Origin of the sequence: Klebsiella sp. 1SOBk10mer, assembly GCF_046602535.1 — a bacterium.
In the GTDB taxonomy this organism is placed as follows: Bacteria; Pseudomonadota; Gammaproteobacteria; order Enterobacterales; family Enterobacteriaceae; genus Klebsiella; species Klebsiella quasipneumoniae.
On the sequence record NZ_JBKIUP010000012.1, the window covers coordinates 1 to 17564 of the forward strand.

Below are 17564 nucleotides of genomic sequence, written 5' to 3' on the forward strand. Positions count from 1 at the left end.
ACGTGTTCACTCTTGAGACTTGGTATTCATTTATTGTCCGAAGACATTAAGAATCCATGTCACTTTGAGTGCCCACACAGATTGTCTGATAAATTGTTAAAGAGCAGTTGCAACGCGGCTTTCAGCTCACCGTTGCGAGGTCCCGTATAATACGTTTTCCTCATTCAGAGTCAAGCCCTTATTTTGCTTTTCTCTGTCGGTTTTCAGCGCTGAACTTCATCGCCGAAACCCTGCTGACCCGGCGGCTCGCTTGCCGTTGTTCCGTGTCAGTGGAGGCGCATTATAGGGAGTTCTGAGACGTTGACAAGCCCTGTTTTCAAAAAATTATTCAACCGTCTCTTTTTTGTGCAAAACGCCGTTAAAGCGGTAATTTTTCCAGCGTCGAGAAGCCATAGCGATGCAAAACGGGTAAAAGTTGTTCCGTTTCTGCCGTCAACGCCATGCAGAATGCTTTATTCTCGTCGCTGGACTTCGCATCCGGCGCTTCATGCTCTAACAGCCAGGCGGTGCGACGGGCAATCGCCGCGCCGGAATCAATCAGCCGCGTGCCTTCCGGCAGAACGCGCTGCAGCTCCTCCTGTAAAAGAGGAAAATGGGTGCAGCCCAGCACCACCGTATCCGGCGGCTCCTGCATCCGCAGCCACGGGCGCAGGATACGGCGCAGCTCTTCTAACGGCACAGGCTCGCCGTGCAGCTTCGCTTCCGCCAGCTCCACCAGCTCCGCCGACCCCAGCATCTCAATCCGACATTCATTGGCAAAGCGATCGATCAGCTCACGGGTATAAGGACGCTTTACGGTACCGCGCGTCGCCAGCAGACCAACAATGCCGTTCGCCGTTAAGCGGGCGGCGGGCTTGATCGCCGGCACCACGCCAACAACGGGGAAGGCGAACTTTTCACGCAGGGCAGGCAGGGAGACGGTACTGGCGGTATTGCAGGCGATCACCGCCAGCGCCAGGGGATAACGCTGCTGGACAGCGGTGACGATTTCCACAACGCGCTCAACGATAAACTCCTCGCTCTTCTCGCCATAGGGGAAGGCAACGTTATCGAAAGCATAGATGTAATGCAGATTCGGCAGCAGCTGCCGAATCTCATTATAAACCGACAACCCACCGACGCCGGAATCAAACACCAGCACGGTGGGACGTGGATCAGAAGGTGTAGCTGCCAGACAAGGTGTATTCCCGTCCTGCAGATTGGTAGCCATAAACTGTCTCGTAATCTTTATCGAACAGGTTGGCTATTTTACCACGAACTGTCAGGTGTGAGGTGACGGGATACGATAAACCGACATCCCAGAGGCTCAACCCACCCATATTGACGGTACGCGAATTGTCGTAATCATAATCGTAGCGCTTGCCGATGTAGTGATACGTCACATCCCACCCCAGATCGTAGACCTGGCCGTTCAGCTCGTATTTCACCTGCTGCTTCGCCCGGCGATAGAGGATCTTGTTAGTTTCATCATCGCGAGGGTCAACATACTGCAGCGTCAGATGGTGCTCCACCGGCCCTGTGGTGACATTTCCCGTCCACTCCAGCCCCTTGATCGTCGCCGACTTGACGTTGTAATAGGCGTTGTTGTCGTAATCGATGAGGTTTTGAATCTCATAGCGATACGCGGAGAGACGCCAGTCGACCGGCCCCGTTAACCCTTCAAGGCCCGCTTCCCACTGCTTCGACTCCTCTGGCTTCAGGTTCGGGTTAGAGGCGATGCCAAAGCGTTCTGCGCCGTACTGCTGCCCGAGGGAGGGGGCGAGGAATCCTGTGCCGTACGAGAGCGTTGTCCGATAACCGTCGATAAATTCCCAGCCTGCCGCCGTCTGCCAGGTACCGTGCCAGCCAAACTGCTCGTCATGATCCTCACGGCCGGAAGCTTCCAGCGTCACGCTGTCAATCTGCTGCTGGCCCGTCAGATAAAGACCGGTGGTATCGCGCTTATACACGTCGGTACTGGTCGTTCCGCTGGATTTCAGCTTCTCCTGTTTCCAGTCTACGCCGCCGCTCACCGCGCCATGGCCCACCACAACATTATTTCCCCACTGGATATAGCGCTGTTCCATATCATCCAGGGTGGTGCCCGCGGCATAGCGGCCAGCGTCGCTGCTGTAGTTGTAATCTTTAATACGCTGATAGTTCGCAATCAGCTGGGAGGAGTAAATTCCGGAGTGGTAGTGCAGACCGGTATCCCAGGATTGGGTATAGGACTGATTTTCATCGTTTCCACCTGCGTAGCCCCAGTTACCCTGGTCATAGTCAGCATTGGCGGAATAACCATAGCCGCGGAAGAATCCCGAGAAGTTATCATCGAACTGATGCTGTACCCCGCCCCACAGCATTTTATTGCGGTAGCCGTCGCGATCGCTGTCGCCGCTATAAGAGGAGTTCGGCTGGACGTTAAACCCTTTGGTGGTCTGATAGGCGCCGGCAGCGGTAACCAGCGTATCGCCAAACCGCTTGTTGAAGGCGCCATCATAGGACTGATAGCCGTTCGTTCCCGCGCCGGCGTTGATCTGCGAACGCTCAGCGTCGGTCATGGTGATAATGTTCACCACCCCGCCGATCGCTCCGGAGCCATACACCGCGGAGCGCGGGCCGCGGATATATTCCACCCGCTGGACCAGAGAGATAGGGATCTGACTGATATCCACGCCATTGGAGATCCCCGGACGCGCCATCGGCACACCATCGATCAGCACCAGCACGTGGCGAGCCTCCGTCCCCCGAACATACAGCGAAGCGCTCTGCCCCATGCCGCCATTGCGGGCAATATCGACCCCGGGAAGACGACGCATGACATCGTTTAAATCTTTGGACTGCCAGCGATCGATGTCATCACGCGTCACTATATCGGTCGGCGCCAGCACGGTATTGACCGGCTGTTGAAAACGGTTTGCTGTCACCACCAACGTATCTGAATTGCTATCCTGCGCCCAGCCGGAAAATGCCGTGACGGATAAGGCCGTCATCAGCGAAGCTTTTTTAATCATTGTAAAAGCATCCGAAACAGAAAAAGGATGCCGCAGGTTTTATCAGTTGCTCGCGACGATAAAACCCAGTGCGACGTATTCCGGCAGGTCTTCGGGCTTGGAGGCTGTTTCAAGAAATAATGACTTCCCACGGCTAACCGCAGTGTCTGCACCGAGTGCGCTCATTTCTCACCTTCCTTACCGCTGCGCGTCAGCCCCAGATTTCCACTGGGTTCCCTTTTAACTCACAGGACCGGTAGGCGAATGCTACAATCAGAATCATATAGATGTCCAGACTGCTAATTATATTTCCCGCGGCATTCGAGGCTGGACATCCCCGGCGCTTTCCCTACAATCCCCGCGTACTTATTTTATTCAGGATACATCATGACCCCCGAACACCTTCCTACCGAACAATACGAAGCGCAACTGGCAGAAAAAGTCGTCCGTTTGCAAACCATGATGGCGCCTTTTGCCGCGCCGGTTCCGGAAGTGTTTCGTTCGCCGGTCAGCCACTACCGTATGCGCGCCGAGTTCCGTCTGTGGCACGATGGCGACGACCTGTACCATATAATTTTCGATCAGCAGACCCGGTCGCGGATTCGCGTTGACAGCTTCCCGGCCGCCAGCGCGCTCATCAATCAGCTGATGACCGCCATGCTGGAGGGCGTACGCAACAATCCCGTGCTGCGCCATAAGCTGTTCCAGATTGACTATCTGACCACCCTCAGCAATCAGGCGGTCGTCTCGCTGCTGTATCATAAAAAACTCGATGATGCCTGGCGTGAGCAAGCGGAGGCGCTGCGTGACGCCCTGCGAGCCCAGGGGCTCAATGTGCATCTCATTGGTCGGGCGACCAAAACTAAAATCGAGCTCGATCAGGATTATATAGATGAACGTCTGCCGGTTGGCGGTCGGGAGATGATCTACCGTCAGGTGGAAAACAGCTTTACCCAACCGAACGCGGCAATGAACATTCAAATGCTGGAGTGGGCGCTGGATGTCACCAAAGGAGCGACCGGCGACCTGCTGGAATTGTACTGCGGCAACGGTAACTTCTCGCTGGCGCTGGCGCGTAATTTCGATCGCGTCCTGGCCACCGAAATCGCCAAACCGTCGGTGGCGGCGGCGCAGTACAACATAGCCGCCAACCATATCGACAACGTGCAGATTATCCGCATGGCGGCGGAAGAGTTTACTCAGGCGATGAACGGCGTGCGTGAGTTTAACCGGCTGCAGGGTATCGATCTGCAAAGCTATCAGTGCGAGACCATTTTCGTTGATCCGCCGCGTAGCGGGCTGGACAGTGAAACGGAAAAAATGGTGCAGGCCTATCCGCGTATTCTGTACATTTCGTGCAACCCGGAAACGCTGTGCCGCAATCTGGAAACGCTAAGCCAGACGCATAATGTTACCCGGCTGGCGCTGTTCGACCAGTTCCCGTATACCCATCACATGGAATGCGGCGTGCTGTTGACCCGGAAATAGGCCAAAAAAAACCGGCAACGTCATATTGCCGGTTTTTTATCACTGGCGGCTTATTCGGCTGCCGTATTTTTGCGGTTACGCATCTTGTAGCCGATCCAGAAGACCATCACGACGGACAGAACGGCCGGGAAGAAGTTAGAGCCGATATCAGGGTACTCCGCACGCACGACGGTGCTGTACAACAGCACCCCGAGAATAAAAAAGGCGGCGGCGAGGCCCGGTAGCCCGACGGGCATACTGCGATTCTGATAGCGCTGATGCAGACAGTAGACCGTCAGCAGCAGGGATAAGATGGGGAAGACGGAAAACGGAACTATCGAACTGAACAGCGCCGCAAAGGCGCCATTAATAGATAACCCGGCAATCAGCGCCAGCAGCAGCGTACCTTTATCTTGAACTGAGTGTTTCATTGCTCGTCCTTCACGTTATTCGGAATGGTGTGACATTTTTTCTTGTTCACGGCGATACCAGTAATACGCGCCTTTAGAGATCATTCTGAGCTGCAGTACCAACCGTTCTTCCAGCTGTCGGCGCTGTTCAGGGCCGACATCCAGCGCTTCCGCGCCAGCGCTAAAAACGATGGTAACCATAGCTTCAGCCTGCGCTTCGGTAAAGGCGCGCGGCATATGGTTTTCGAGTTCTAAATAGTCGGCGAGTTCCGCAATAAAGTGCTGGATCTCGCGTGCGACGGCGGCGCGAAACGCCGCAGAAGTTCCCGAGCGCTCGCGCAGCAGCAGGCGGAAGGCGTTCGGGTTGTTACCGATAAACTCCATAAAGGTCGAGACCGAGGTGCGGATCACGCTGCCGCCTTTGGCAATCCGCTGGCGCGCCTGGCGCATCAGCTGGCGCAGCATCAGTCCGCTCTCATCGACCATCGTCAGGCCTAACTCATCGACATCGCGAAAATGACGATAAAAGGACGTCGGCGCGATCCCTGCTTCCCGCGCCACTTCACGCAAGCTCAGGCTGGCGAAACTCCGCTCAGCGCTAAGTTGGCTGAATGCCGCTTCCACCAGCGAACGGCGGGTTTTTTCTTTTTGTTGTGCTCTTACGCCCATCACGATGTATGAATCCTTCCAATAGCCCTGCTGGCACTATACCAGAGATTAAAACTAATCGGTTTGCCCTGGATTGTGAATGATTGTTTACGAGCCGTTTCTGCTTTTATGCCGCAAAAAAGCACAACGATAATTGGGTTAAAGCGCAGCGAATGTTATCATCGTGTTTATTTTATGTATAAAACAGGTGAGTAATGCCATGTCACACTCTTGGGATTATGATGCAATAGTGATTGGTTCCGGTCCTGGCGGCGAAGGCGCCGCCATGGGCCTGGTGAAACAGGGAGCACGCGTTGCCGTCATCGAGCGCTACCATAATGTCGGCGGCGGTTGCACCCACTGGGGCACCATCCCGTCGAAAGCCCTCCGCCATGCCGTCAGCCGTATTATCGAGTTTAACCAAAACCCCCTCTACAGCGACCACTCCCGCCTTCTTCGCTCTTCTTTCGCCGACATCCTTAACCATGCCGACAGCGTCATCAACCAGCAGACTCATATGCGCCAGGGATTCTATGAGCGCAACCACTGTGAAATTCTGCAGGGCAATGCCCACTTCGTTGATGAGCATACTCTGGCGCTGGAGTGTCATGACGGCACGGTTGAGACGGTGACCGCGGAGAAATTCGTTATCGCCTGCGGCTCTCGCCCCTACCATCCGGCGGATGTCGATTTCCACCACCCGCGCATCTATGACAGCGATTCGATTCTCAGCCTGCAGCATGAGCCGCGCCATGTGATCATTTACGGCGCCGGGGTAATCGGTTGTGAATATGCGTCGATCTTCCGCGGCATGGAGGTGAAGGTCGATCTGATCAACACCCGCGATCGTCTGCTGGCCTTCCTCGATCAGGAGATGTCAGATTCGCTCTCTTATCACTTCTGGAACAGCGGCGTGGTCATTCGCCACAACGAGGAGTATGAGAAAATTGAGGGGGTGGATGACGGGGTGATCATGCACCTGAAGTCCGGTAAAAAACTGAAAGCCGATTGCCTGCTGTACGCCAACGGCCGCACCGGCAATACCGACACTCTGGCGCTGGAAAATATCGGTCTGCAGACCGATAGCCGCGGTCAGCTGAAGGTCAACAGCATGTATCAGACCGCCCTTCCGCACATCTATGCGGTTGGGGATGTCATCGGCTATCCGAGCCTCGCCTCCGCGGCGTACGATCAGGGACGCATTGCCGCCCAGGCGCTGGTGAAAGGCGAAGCCTCAGCGCATCTGATTGAAGATATCCCGACCGGGATCTACACCATTCCGGAAATCAGCTCCGTCGGGAAAACCGAGCAGCAGCTGACGGCGATGAAAGTGCCGTATGAGGTGGGTCGCGCTCAGTTTAAACACCTGGCGCGGGCGCAAATCGTTGGCATGAGCGTGGGAACCCTGAAGATCCTGTTCCATCGGGAGACCAAGGAGATCCTCGGCATTCACTGCTTTGGCGAACGCGCAGCCGAAATCATTCACATCGGCCAGGCAATCATGGAGCAGAAAGGTGGTGGTAACACCATTGAGTACTTCGTCAACACCACCTTTAACTACCCGACCATGGCGGAAGCGTACCGGGTTGCCGCGCTGAACGGCTTAAACCGCCTGTTTTAACGCCTTGTCGAAATGGCCATCCATCGTGCCGCGGATGGCCTCCGCCAGATGTTCGTAGCGGCTGCGCAGCGGTGAGCCCGGACGGTAAACCAGACCGATGGTGCGTCTTGGCTCTGGCTTAATGCACGGCAGGTAGACCACGCCATCGCGTTTTCTTTCCTGCGGCACCGCCAGCGCAGGCAGCAGGGTAATACCGCTGCCTGCCGCTACCATATTGCGCAGCGTTTCCAGGCTGGTCGCGCGGAAGTGGGTATCCTCATCCGCCCCCGCTTCAAAGCAGAAGCCCATCGCCTGATCGCGCAGGCAGTGCCCATCCTCCAGCATCAGCAGCTTTTCACCGGCCAGATCCGACATCGGCACCCGATCGCGGTTTGCCCACGGATGATCCTCATAGATAGCCAGCATCATCGGCTCATCGAACAGCGGCACCTCGATAAAGGCCTCGCTCTCTTTGACCAGCGCCAGGATGGCGCAGTCGAGCTTACCGCTGTCGAGCTGAGCCAGCAGCTGATGGGTCTGCGCTTCGTGCAGATACATTTCCAGCTTCGGGAAGGTCTGATGCAGCATCGGAATGATGTGCGGCAGCAGGTACGGGCCAATTGTCGGGATCAGGCCGATATGCAGCGGCCCGGACATGGTTTCCCCTTGTTGGCTTGCCATCTCCTTGAGCACTTTTACTTCGCGTAACACGGTACGCGCCTGATCCACCAGCAACAGCCCCGCCTGGGTAAACAGAACCTTACGGCTGGTGCGCTCCAGCAGCATGACGCCAAGCTCATCCTCCAGCTTGCGGATCTGTCCGCTGAGCGTCGGTTGGCTCACATGGCATGAGTCAGCCGCCCGCCGGAAGTGGCGGTGTTCGGCGAGCGCTACCAGGTATTCAAGATCGCGAATATTCATTATTCATCCTCCATCGCCACGATAGTCCATGGCGATAGATAGCATAGCAACGAACGATTATCCCTATCAAGTTTTCTGTTCAATAATACACCCATAAAGACGGTGAACCTCTGAAAACCACTGGCCCGTCACACTGTTTCTCTACCCGAACAACTAAAGCCAACGTGAACTTTTGCGGACCTTGCGTCCGCTTTTTTTTTTGCATAAAAAACCCGGCGTCGCTGGGCTCGGCCGGGTCAGGGGGGGCAGATATCTAAGGATTAGCTCAGACGGGCCTTCGCCTCGCCGATAGCCTGCGCCACCTGCTGCGGCGAGACGCCGCCTTTTGCCGCGCGTTTATCCAGGCAGGACTGCAGCGACAGGATCGGATAAACATCGTCCACAATCACCGGGCTGAATTTCTGCAGATCGGCCAGGGCCAGCGCTTCCAGCGGTTTCCCTTGCGCAATGGCTTCCACCACCGCTTCACCGACAATATGGTGCGCCTCGCGGAACGGTACGCCTTTCGCCACCAGATAATCCGCCAGCTCCGTGGCGTTGGCATAGCCCTGCTGCGCCGCTTCCGCACAGCGCGGACGTTTTACCTGGATGCCATCCAGCACCAGGGTCGCCATATGCAGGCAGTCGAGCCAGGTATCCAGGGCGTCGAAAAGCCCCTCTTTATCTTCCTGCATATCTTTGTTGTAGGCCAGCGGCAGCCCTTTCAGGGTCATCATCATGCCGGTCAGCGCGCCCTGCACGCGACCGCATTTGCCACGGATAAGCTCCAGGGCGTCCGGGTTTTTCTTCTGCGGCATCAGCGAGGAGCCTGAGGTTACGCGGTCGGAAAGCTCGACGAAATTCGCCTCGCCGGAGTTAAAGAAAATCAGATCTTCCGCAAAGCGCGACAGATGCACCATGCCGATAGAGGCATCGGAAAGCAGCTCCAGAACATGGTCACGGTCGGACACGCTGTCGAGGCTGTTTCGGGTGGCGGAGGCAAAGCCCAGCCACCCGGCCAGCTGCTCGCGGTCGATCTCATACGCCGTTCCCGCCAGCGCGCCGCAGCCCAGCGGGCTAACGTCGAGGCGCTTCAGCGCGTCCTGCAGGCGGCTTTCGTCGCGCGCCAGCATTTCGACATAGGCCAGACACCAGTGCGCGAACGTCACCGGTTGGGCGCGCTGCAGGTGGGTGTACCCCGGCATCACCGCGTCCTGGTTCTGCTGGGCCGTCTCCACCAGCGCGCTCTGCAGCTGGCGGTTCGCCGACAGCAATTCGACAACGGTATCTTTGCACCACAGTTTAAGATCGGTAGCGACCTGGTCGTTACGGCTGCGGCCGGTATGCAGTTTCTTGCCCAACTGGCCCACTTTGTCGATCAGTTTGCCTTCCACCCAGCTGTGAATATCTTCGGCATCGCTGGCGAGGATTTGCTGCGGATTGGCGCGCACCTCTTCCAGTAGCACATTCAGCGCTTCTTCCAGCTGCTGCTGTTCAGCGGCACTCAGAACGCCGACCGTTACCAGCGCTTTCGACCAGGCGACAGAGCCAACGATATCCTGCTCCGCCAGACGATAGTCGAAGCGCAACGAGTCATTGAACTGTTTAAACCGTTGATCTGCTGCCTGTGTAAAACGCCCGCCCCAAAGTGCCATAACATGCTTCCTTTATTCGTTAGTTCCGCCGGTGGCGTTGTGCCTCCCCGGCCTACGGTCTTGTAAGCCCGGCAGACAACGCGCCGCCGGGCATGAAATCTTAAGCCAGAATACGTGTGCCGATAGGCGTGCCGTTAAACAACGCCGGCAGCTGCTCGGCGTGACGCCAGGAGGCGATGTCCACCGGACGGCCCAGAGCGCGCGCGGCGTCGAGGGCCGCATTCACTTTGACAATCATGCCGTCGGTGATAATCCCCTGCTCGATCAGTTGCTCCGCTTTCTCGGCGGTCATCTCGGCAATGCGCTGCCCTTTACCGTCGAGGATACCGCTGACGTCAGACAGCAGAATCAGATCCGCCCCCAGGGTAGCCGCCAGCGCCGTCGCCGCCTGGTCAGCATTGACGTTCATCAGCTGGCCCTCATCGGTCACGCCGATAGAGCTCACCACCGGCAGGTAACCGCCCGCCAGCAGGGTGTTGATCAGCGTCGGAGAGCCCGGCTGCGCCAGCCCGACATGGCCCAGCTCAGCATCCAGCTGCGTCACCTTCACGCTATCGCCATCGCCGAGGAACAGGCCGACAGAGGCCAGACCGTGCTTTTTCGCCCACGCCAGCAGCGTCTTGTTAGCGGTTCCCGCCAGCGCGCCGGTGATGATGTCGATTTGCTCAGCCGGCGTCACCCGCAGACCATTTTTCTTCTGCACCGGCAGATTGAGCTGCTTCATCAGCTCATCCACCACGCAGCCGCCGCCGTGGACGATAATCAGCGGACGCTGGTGCGCTTCACGGTAATTGACCAGCGCGGTAAACAGACGCTCCAGCGCTTCTTCGCTATCGAGTAATACGCCGCCGAGTTTGATAATTAATGGGTTCATCATCACACCTTAAATAAGAGACTGCGTCTCAGCGAAGCCGAAACGAATATTCGCGCACTGCACCGCCTGCGCTGCGGCGCCTTTCAGCAGATTATCTTCTGCCGCGACGACGATGAGATGATCGTCCTGCACGGCAAAACCGATATCACAGAATGGCAGACCTTCGACGCTTTTCACTGCGGGCACGCCTTTATCATATAAACGTACCAGCGGTTTATCGGCGTAAGCCTGCTGGTAAACCGCCGCGATCTGCGCATGGCCAACGCCCGGCTTCAGGCGGCAGGTAATGGTTTCCAGAATACCGCGTTTAAAATTACCCAGGTGCGGGGTAAAAATCACTTTCGCTCCGAGGTGGCTGGCAATCTCCGGCTGATGACGATGGTTAAATATGCCGTACGGCTGCAGGCTGACTTCACAGAAGCTGTTGCCGATCGCGGCTTTGCGTCCCGCGCCGCTCACCCCGCTGGTGGCGTTGATCACTGGCCACTGGTTGAGATCCAGCAGACCGGCATCGATCAGCGGCTTCAGCGACAGCTGCGCCGCCGTTGGGTAGCAGCCAGGCACCGCGATTAACTGCGCTTCTTTAAGCGCATCCGCGCTCCACTCCGCCAGACCATACACCGCCTGTTTGAGCAGGTCGGGATGCTGATGAGTGAAACCATAATATTTTTCGTAGAACGCCCCATCGTTAACGCGGAAGGCACCGGAGAGATCGAACACCACGCAGCCGGCGGCAAGGAACTGCGGCGCCAGATCGTGACTCACTTCGTGCGCGGTGGCGAGAAACACCACGTCCACGCCAGCGCTGAATTCGCTGATATCGGACATCGGCTGCAGCGGCATATCGACAATGCCTTTGAGCTGCGGATGCAGGTCGGAAATTAATTTTCCCGCATCATTGCTTTGCGCGGAGACCGTCAAAGCGGTTATGTTCATATGCGGATGACGATTGATATAGGTCACCAGCTCTGCGCCGGCATAACCACTGGCACCCACAATCAGCGTATTTAACATTGGAAGCGCATCTCCTTACATTCGATGGGTTTTCTTACGCTCAACGATATTGTATTTTTATTCACAATAAATGCATGAATATTGATACTATCACGACCCAAGGTGTGTCAACAATGAAAAACAATTTACCGCCCTTTATCGAGATCTACCGCGCGTTGATCGCCACACCGTCCATCAGCGCGACCGAAGAGGCTCTCGATCAAAGCAATGAGTCTTTAATCAATTTGCTGGCCGGCTGGTTCCGCGATCTCGGCTTCAACGTCGAGGTACAGCCAGTGCCGGATACGCGCCATAAATTCAATCTGCTGGCCAGCACCGGACACGGCGCCGGCGGCCTGCTGCTCGCAGGGCATACCGATACCGTGCCGTTCGATGATGGCCGCTGGACGCGCGACCCGTTCACCCTCACCGAACACGATAACAAGCTCTACGGCCTCGGCACGGCCGATATGAAAGGCTTTTTCGCCTTTATTCTCGACGCCCTGCGCGATGTCGACGTCACCACGCTGAAAAAACCGCTGTATATTCTGGCCACCGCCGACGAAGAGACCAGCATGGCTGGCGCGCGCTATTTTGCCGAAACCACCCAGCTGCGCCCGGACTGCGCCATCATCGGCGAGCCCACCTCCCTGCAGCCAATCCGCGCCCATAAAGGACATATGTCCAACGCGATCCGTATTCAGGGCCAGTCCGGCCACTCCAGCGATCCGGCGCGCGGGGTCAACGCGATCGAGCTGATGCACGACGCCATCGGCCGGATTATGCAGCTGCGCGATCTGCTAAAAGAGCGCTACCACTTCGAGGCGTTCACGGTCCCTTACCCGACCCTCAACCTCGGCGCCATCCATGGCGGCGATGCCTCAAACCGTATCTGCGCCTGCTGTGAACTGCATATGGACATCCGCCCGCTGCCGGGGATGACCCTCAACGACCTTAATGGTCTGCTGGGCGAGGCGCTGGCCCCGGTCAGCGAACGCTGGCCAGGCCGCCTGACGGTCTCGGAGCTGCATCCGCCGATCCCCGGCTATGAGTGCCCACCGGACCATAAGCTGGTGCAGGTGGTTGAGAAACTGCTTGGCGCCCAGACCGACGTGGTGAACTACTGTACCGAAGCGCCGTTTATCCAGACGCTGTGCCCAACGCTGGTTCTCGGCCCGGGCTCGATCAACCAGGCCCATCAGCCTGACGAGTTTCTGGAGACGCGCTTTATCAAGCCGACGCGGGAGCTGATTAGCCAGGTGGTCCACCACTTCTGCTGGCACTAAAATCGCCCTCTTTTTCCGCCCCGTTCTCCCGGGGCGGAACGGTGACGATCGTCACATTTCCATAAGCGATGCTTATCCAGCGCCCCCTGAGTTAAATTTCGCAAATTACGGGTATTTACTCGTTTGCTGAAGCGATTTCGCAGTAATTGACGTGGGGGTATTTACGTGGCTTTATAAAAGACGGGTTGCTTATCCGTTGCTCACGTTCCAGCGCAGCGGATATAACAAAATAAAATGAGATGGGGTGTCTGGGGTAACATGAACGAACAATATTCCGCATTGCGTAGTAATGTCAGTATGCTCGGCAAGGTGCTGGGCGATACCATCAAGGATGCACTGGGAGAAAATATTCTTGATCGTGTCGAAACTATCCGTAAGTTGTCCAAATCTTCACGCGCCGGCAACGAAGCTAACCGCCAGGAGCTGCTGACCACGCTGCAGAATTTGTCTAACGACGAACTGCTGCCGGTAGCCCGTGCCTTCAGCCAGTTCCTGAATCTGGCTAACACCGCTGAGCAGTACCACAGCATTTCGCCGAATGGCGAAGCGGCCAGCAATCCGGAAGTCATTGCGCGTACCCTGAGAAAGCTCAAAGACCAACCCAATCTCAACGAAGAGACCATCAAAAAAGCGGTGGAATCTCTTTCCCTGGAGCTAGTGTTAACCGCCCACCCGACCGAGATCACCCGCCGGACGCTGATCCATAAAATGGTGGAAGTGAACAACTGCCTCAAGCAGCTGGATAACAAAGATATCGCGGACTACGAGCACCACCAGCTGATGCGCCGTCTGCGCCAGCTGATCGCCCAGTCCTGGCATACCGATGAAATCCGTAAGCACCGCCCTTCCCCGGTCGATGAAGCCAAATGGGGCTTCGCGGTGGTGGAAAACAGCCTGTGGGAAGGGGTGCCTAACTACCTGCGCGAGCTGAACGAACAGCTGGAAGCCAACCTTGGCTATCAGCTGCCGGTGGACTTTGTCCCGGTGCGTTTCACTTCGTGGATGGGCGGCGACCGCGACGGCAACCCGAACGTGACCGCCGATATCACCCGCCACGTGCTGCTGCTCAGCCGCTGGAAAGCGACCGATCTGTTCCTTAAAGATGTGCAGGTGCTGATCTCCGAGCTGTCGATGGTGGAGTGTACCGACGAATTGCGCGCCCTGGCCGGCGCCGAGGGCGCTCAGGAACCGTACCGTTACCTGATGAAAAAACTGCGCACTCAGCTGATGGAGACCCAGGCCTGGCTGGAAGCGCGCCTGAAAGGTCAGAAGCTGCCGAAACCGGCGGGACTGATCACGCAGAACGAGCAGCTGTGGGAGCCGCTGTACGCCTGCTATAAATCGCTGCAGGCCTGCGGCATGGGCATTATCGCCAACGGCGAGCTGCTCGACACCCTGCGCCGCGTGAAGTCTTTCGGCGTACCGCTGGTGCGTATTGATATCCGTCAGGAAAGCACTCGCCATACCGAAGCGCTGGGCGAAATGACCCGTTACCTCGGGATCGGCGATTACGAAAGCTGGTCAGAAGCCGACAAACAGGCTTTCCTGATCCGCGAACTGAATTCCAAACGTCCGCTGCTGCCGCGCCAGTGGGAGCCGAGCGAAGAGACCCGCGAAGTTCTCGACACCTGCAGAGTGATCGCCGAGGCGCCGCGCGGATCGATCGCCGCCTACGTGATCTCGATGGCCAAAACGCCGTCCGACGTGCTGGCGGTTCACCTGCTGCTGAAAGAGGCCGGGATTGGATTCGCCCTGCCGGTGGCTCCGCTGTTCGAAACGCTGGACGACCTGAACAACGCCAACGACGTCATGACCCAGCTGCTGAATATCGACTGGTACCGCGGCTTTATCCAGGGCAAACAGATGGTCATGATCGGCTACTCTGATTCCGCGAAAGACGCAGGGGTGATGGCCGCCTCCTGGGCGCAGTACCAGGCGCAGGATGCGTTGATCAAAACCTGTGAGAAAGCCGGGATCGAACTGACGCTGTTCCACGGTCGCGGTGGCTCCATTGGCCGCGGCGGCGCGCCGGCCCACGCCGCGCTCCTCTCACAGCCGCCGGGAAGCCTGAAAGGCGGCCTGCGCGTTACCGAGCAGGGTGAGATGATCCGCTTTAAGTATGGCCTGCCGGAAGTCACCATCAGCAGCCTGTCGCTCTATACCAGCGCGATCCTCGAAGCCAACCTGCTGCCGCCGCCGGAACCCAAACCGCAGTGGCGCGACATCATGGCCGAGCTGTCCGACGTGTCGTGCAAGATGTATCGCGGCTATGTGCGTGAAAACAAAGATTTCGTACCTTACTTCCGCTCCGCCACTCCGGAGCAGGAGCTGGGCAAACTGCCGCTGGGTTCGCGCCCGGCAAAACGTCGCCCGACCGGCGGCGTCGAGTCGCTGCGCGCCATTCCGTGGATCTTCGCCTGGACCCAGAACCGCCTGATGCTTCCGGCCTGGCTGGGCGCTGGCGCTGCGCTGCAGAAGGTAGTCGAAGGCGGAAAACAGAGTGAACTGGAAGCGATGTGTCGCGACTGGCCGTTCTTCTCCACCCGCCTCGGCATGCTGGAGATGGTTTACTCGAAGGCCGACCTGTGGCTGGCTGAGTATTACGATCAGCGCCTGGTGAAACCGGAGCTGTGGGCGCTGGGTACCGAGCTGCGCAAGCTGCTGGCTGCCGATATCAACGTCGTGCTGGCCATCGCCAACGACTCCCATCTGATGGCTGACCTGCCGTGGATCGCCGAGTCTATCCAGCTGCGTAATATCTATACCGACCCGCTGAACGTCCTGCAGGCGGAACTGCTGCACCGTTCACGCCAGGCTGAAGAAGAGGGCAAAGACCCGGATCCGCGCGTTGAACAAGCGCTGATGGTCACCATCGCCGGCGTCGCCGCCGGTATGCGTAACACCGGCTAATCAATGTTTTTCCCCCGGCCGCCCGGCCGGGGGATTTTTCACCCGTTTTAGTGGTGCAACATCTCATCAACGATCTGTTCTTTATCCAGCGCATACGGATAATAGGTCGGCCAGTTATCCATCTCTTTCAACAACGCTTCCTGTGATTCATTGCCCATGAAAATATGGAAATGCTGCGATTTACGCGGACCAATGATATGGTCGCTGAACTGGACATATTTTGGCGCGTTGGCATCGCCCTGCTGGCACTCGAACAGATAACGTACGCCCTTCTTACCGGAGGCGTAATGCAGAATTTTGAAGCCTGAATAGCGGTATTTGCAGCTGTTGACGGTCTCGCCGACGTGGAACTCAATCACGTCATCTTCAATGCCAATCTGTTCCACATCGGTGGCGTAGCCCTTCTTATAATAGGCGCGATACTCCTCCACGCTCTTGCCGCCGGGCTTTTTCGCCTTCTGCTCCAGCACCGGATCGAGATCGCCGTTGAGCAGATATGGGTTCACCGACTGCCAGACGCCCTCCCAGTCGCTCAGCGCGCGGTCCTGCACATCTTTATCCGCAAAAATGCCTTCGCTGGCCTGACGCTCCACTTCGGTTAGCGCCGGCCCATGGCTATGGTTGCCGTGGGCGAACGCCTGGGCGCTGGCTAGCGCCATGCCGAGTCCCAAGGCCAGCAGGGGGATCTTTCTGGTCATTACTCTCTCCTGAGTTTGTTATCAATGGCGACAAATTGTTACGATATAACATATCTTAAGTGAGAAGCAATAGCGACAGGCTGGCGCTTTTACCGCTGGAATAATGTCCGGTATGATGAAAAGGGTGATGCGCGGGGCGGAACAATGATGGACAACGATATCAATCAACTTATTGATGCATTGCTAAAAAAGCAGACCAGCCTCGGCCGGGTTTATTTCGCCGGCGAGACGCGCTCGCCTGCTGAACCGGTGGTGCAGGTTGATTTTCCCCGTCTGAATATCCTCCTCGATGGGCAATTGCGCGACCAGGCGCTCGGCGATAACGCCCCGCCCCTGGAGACCCATGACGTGCTCTATATTCCTGGCGATAGCTGGAACTGCCCACAGTGGCAGGCGCCCTGCCTGCTGTTAAGCATCCTGTTCGCTAAGCAGCAGCTGGAGTGCTCGCTGCAGCGCTGGAATGGCAAGACGATCGCCGTTGTTGAAAAACTACAGGCGCTGCGTCGCGGGCCGCGCGTCGGTTCCTTTCTGCTGCAGGCGCTCAACGAGATCCGGATGCAGCCGCAGGAGCAGCAAACCGCCCGCAGCATCGTCATCAGCCTGCTCAGCCACTGCCATGATCTTCTCGGCAGCCAGGCGCAAACCTCCTCGCGCAGCCAGGCGCTGTTCGAGGCAATCCGTCAGTACATCGAGGTCCATTACCCGGAGCCGCTGAGCCGGGAATCGGTCGCCCAGGCGTTCTATCTCTCTCCTAACTATCTTTCTCATCTGTTCCAGAAATGTGGGCCAATGGGCTTCAATGAATATCTGAACCACATTCGTCTCGAACAGGCCCGTATGCTGCTGAAGGGCCACGATATGAAAGTGAAAGACATCGCCCACGCCTGCGGCTTCGCCGACAGTAACTACTTCTGCCGCCTGTTCCGCAAAACCACGGAACGCTCGCCGTCTGAATACCGCCGCCAGTACCATAGCCAGCTGACGGAAAAATCATCCCCGGTAAAAAACTAGATTTTTGTGTGTTAAACCTGACTTTTGTGCGCGCTATAGTTTCCTCTCATCCCAGGCAGCGTCGATAAATGTGATCTAAATCATCCTTAATCGCGATGCGTACATTTATCCAGTTTTTGGCAAATTTGTCATCTGGCGAT

Annotated in this window: 14 protein-coding genes and 1 riboswitch; of the genes, 5 read left to right on the forward strand and 9 right to left on the reverse strand. The window is 57.1% G+C overall.

The genetic code is table 11. The features are described 5' to 3' along the window. Window positions 1-358: 358 nt before the first annotated feature. Complete coding sequence (gene murI / locus ACLH1I_RS22370) at window positions 359-1210, reverse strand: glutamate racemase (protein ID WP_023291541.1); 852 nt, start codon at window positions 1208-1210, stop codon at window positions 359-361. Further along, entirely contained in the window at window positions 1155-2993 is a 1839-nt protein-coding gene (btuB, locus tag ACLH1I_RS22375; RefSeq protein WP_004203694.1) for a TonB-dependent vitamin B12 receptor BtuB, read from the reverse strand. The genes murI and btuB overlap by 56 nt, the downstream gene beginning before the upstream one ends. A 64-nt stretch (window positions 2994-3057) precedes the next feature. Next, a riboswitch (cobalamin riboswitch) is annotated at window positions 3058-3245 on the reverse strand. Between the two features lie 114 nt (window positions 3246-3359). Between btuB and trmA the strand changes: the two genes are divergently transcribed. Further along, window positions 3360-4460, forward strand: coding sequence for a tRNA (uridine(54)-C5)-methyltransferase TrmA (gene trmA, locus ACLH1I_RS22380; protein WP_004203692.1), 1101 nt, complete (start codon window positions 3360-3362; stop codon window positions 4458-4460). 50 nt (window positions 4461-4510) lie between these two features. Here the strand turns inward: trmA and ACLH1I_RS22385 are convergent, their stop codons facing one another. Together ACLH1I_RS22385 and fabR are read right to left on the reverse strand one after the other, a co-directional pair. Then, window positions 4511-4870 (reverse strand): YijD family membrane protein, encoded by a 360-nt coding sequence (locus ACLH1I_RS22385; RefSeq protein WP_064183861.1) that lies wholly within the window; start codon window positions 4868-4870, stop codon window positions 4511-4513. A 15-nt stretch (window positions 4871-4885) separates the two neighbouring features. Further along, window positions 4886-5521 carry an HTH-type transcriptional repressor FabR gene (gene fabR / locus ACLH1I_RS22390; protein WP_004151856.1) on the reverse strand — a complete coding sequence of 212 codons (636 nt, stop codon included), beginning with the start codon at window positions 5519-5521 and terminating at the stop codon, window positions 4886-4888. 196 nt (window positions 5522-5717) lie between these two features. Between fabR and sthA the strand changes: the two genes are divergently transcribed. Next, the gene (gene sthA, locus ACLH1I_RS22395; RefSeq protein ID WP_002883016.1) at window positions 5718-7118 is read left to right on the forward strand and encodes a Si-specific NAD(P)(+) transhydrogenase; all 1401 of its coding nucleotides are present in this window, start codon (window positions 5718-5720) and stop codon (window positions 7116-7118) included. On the opposite strand, the gene oxyR is transcribed toward sthA, so the two are convergent. The 4 genes from oxyR to argC form a co-directional block, all read right to left on the reverse strand. Further along, the gene (oxyR, locus tag ACLH1I_RS22400) at window positions 7101-8018 is read right to left on the reverse strand and encodes a DNA-binding transcriptional regulator OxyR (protein ID WP_002883015.1); all 918 of its coding nucleotides are present in this window, start codon (window positions 8016-8018) and stop codon (window positions 7101-7103) included. The two genes, sthA and oxyR, sit on opposite strands and share 18 nt — an antisense overlap. Window positions 8019-8278: 260 nt before the next feature. Next, the gene (argH, locus tag ACLH1I_RS22405; RefSeq protein WP_017899811.1) at window positions 8279-9652 is read right to left on the reverse strand and encodes an argininosuccinate lyase; all 1374 of its coding nucleotides are present in this window, start codon (window positions 9650-9652) and stop codon (window positions 8279-8281) included. Between the two features lie 100 nt (window positions 9653-9752). Further along, window positions 9753-10529 carry an acetylglutamate kinase gene (gene argB, locus ACLH1I_RS22410; RefSeq protein WP_085955164.1) on the reverse strand — a complete coding sequence of 259 codons (777 nt, stop codon included), beginning with the start codon at window positions 10527-10529 and terminating at the stop codon, window positions 9753-9755. A 6-nt stretch (window positions 10530-10535) separates the two neighbouring features. After that, complete coding sequence (gene argC / locus ACLH1I_RS22415; protein WP_004203689.1) at window positions 10536-11540, reverse strand: N-acetyl-gamma-glutamyl-phosphate reductase; 1005 nt, start codon at window positions 11538-11540, stop codon at window positions 10536-10538. A gap of 113 nt (window positions 11541-11653) precedes the next feature. Between argC and argE the strand changes: the two genes are divergently transcribed. Together argE and ppc are read left to right on the forward strand one after the other, a co-directional pair. Next, the gene (gene argE, locus ACLH1I_RS22420) at window positions 11654-12805 is read left to right on the forward strand and encodes an acetylornithine deacetylase (RefSeq protein WP_004203688.1); all 1152 of its coding nucleotides are present in this window, start codon (window positions 11654-11656) and stop codon (window positions 12803-12805) included. A gap of 258 nt (window positions 12806-13063) precedes the next feature. Continuing rightward, a complete protein-coding gene (gene ppc, locus ACLH1I_RS22425) occupies window positions 13064-15715 on the forward strand; it encodes a phosphoenolpyruvate carboxylase (protein ID WP_017899812.1) in 2652 nt (883 codons plus the stop codon). Window positions 15716-15762: 47 nt separating this feature from the next. On the opposite strand, the gene zinT is transcribed toward ppc, so the two are convergent. Continuing rightward, window positions 15763-16413, reverse strand: coding sequence for a metal-binding protein ZinT (zinT, locus tag ACLH1I_RS22430; RefSeq protein WP_151629329.1), 651 nt, complete (start codon window positions 16411-16413; stop codon window positions 15763-15765). 69 nt (window positions 16414-16482) lie between these two features. Here zinT and ACLH1I_RS22435 point away from each other — a divergent pair, with 69 nt between their 5' ends. Next, window positions 16483-17424 carry an AraC family transcriptional regulator gene (locus ACLH1I_RS22435; RefSeq protein WP_225983768.1) on the forward strand — a complete coding sequence of 314 codons (942 nt, stop codon included), beginning with the start codon at window positions 16483-16485 and terminating at the stop codon, window positions 17422-17424. Window positions 17425-17564 lie beyond the last annotated feature (140 nt).

Excerpts from the sequence above, each read along its gene's own strand:
- murI (WP_023291541.1), bottom strand. The coding sequence starts at position 1,210 with ATGGCTACCAATCTGCAGGACGGGAATACACCTTGTCTGGCAGCTACA.
- btuB (WP_004203694.1), bottom strand. The coding sequence starts at position 2,993 with ATGATTAAAAAAGCTTCGCTGATGACGGCCTTATCCGTCACGGCATTT.
- trmA (WP_004203692.1), top strand. The coding sequence starts at position 3,360 with ATGACCCCCGAACACCTTCCTACCGAACAATACGAAGCGCAACTGGCA.
- ACLH1I_RS22385 (WP_064183861.1), bottom strand. The coding sequence starts at position 4,870 with ATGAAACACTCAGTTCAAGATAAAGGTACGCTGCTGCTGGCGCTGATT.
- sthA (WP_002883016.1), top strand. The coding sequence starts at position 5,718 with ATGTCACACTCTTGGGATTATGATGCAATAGTGATTGGTTCCGGTCCT.
- oxyR (WP_002883015.1), bottom strand. The coding sequence starts at position 8,018 with ATGAATATTCGCGATCTTGAATACCTGGTAGCGCTCGCCGAACACCGC.
- argH (WP_017899811.1), bottom strand. The coding sequence starts at position 9,652 with ATGGCACTTTGGGGCGGGCGTTTTACACAGGCAGCAGATCAACGGTTT.
- argB (WP_085955164.1), bottom strand. The coding sequence starts at position 10,529 with ATGATGAACCCATTAATTATCAAACTCGGCGGCGTATTACTCGATAGC.
- argC (WP_004203689.1), bottom strand. The coding sequence starts at position 11,540 with ATGTTAAATACGCTGATTGTGGGTGCCAGTGGTTATGCCGGCGCAGAG.
- argE (WP_004203688.1), top strand. The coding sequence starts at position 11,654 with ATGAAAAACAATTTACCGCCCTTTATCGAGATCTACCGCGCGTTGATC.
- ppc (WP_017899812.1), top strand. The coding sequence starts at position 13,064 with ATGAACGAACAATATTCCGCATTGCGTAGTAATGTCAGTATGCTCGGC.
- zinT (WP_151629329.1), bottom strand. The coding sequence starts at position 16,413 with ATGACCAGAAAGATCCCCCTGCTGGCCTTGGGACTCGGCATGGCGCTA.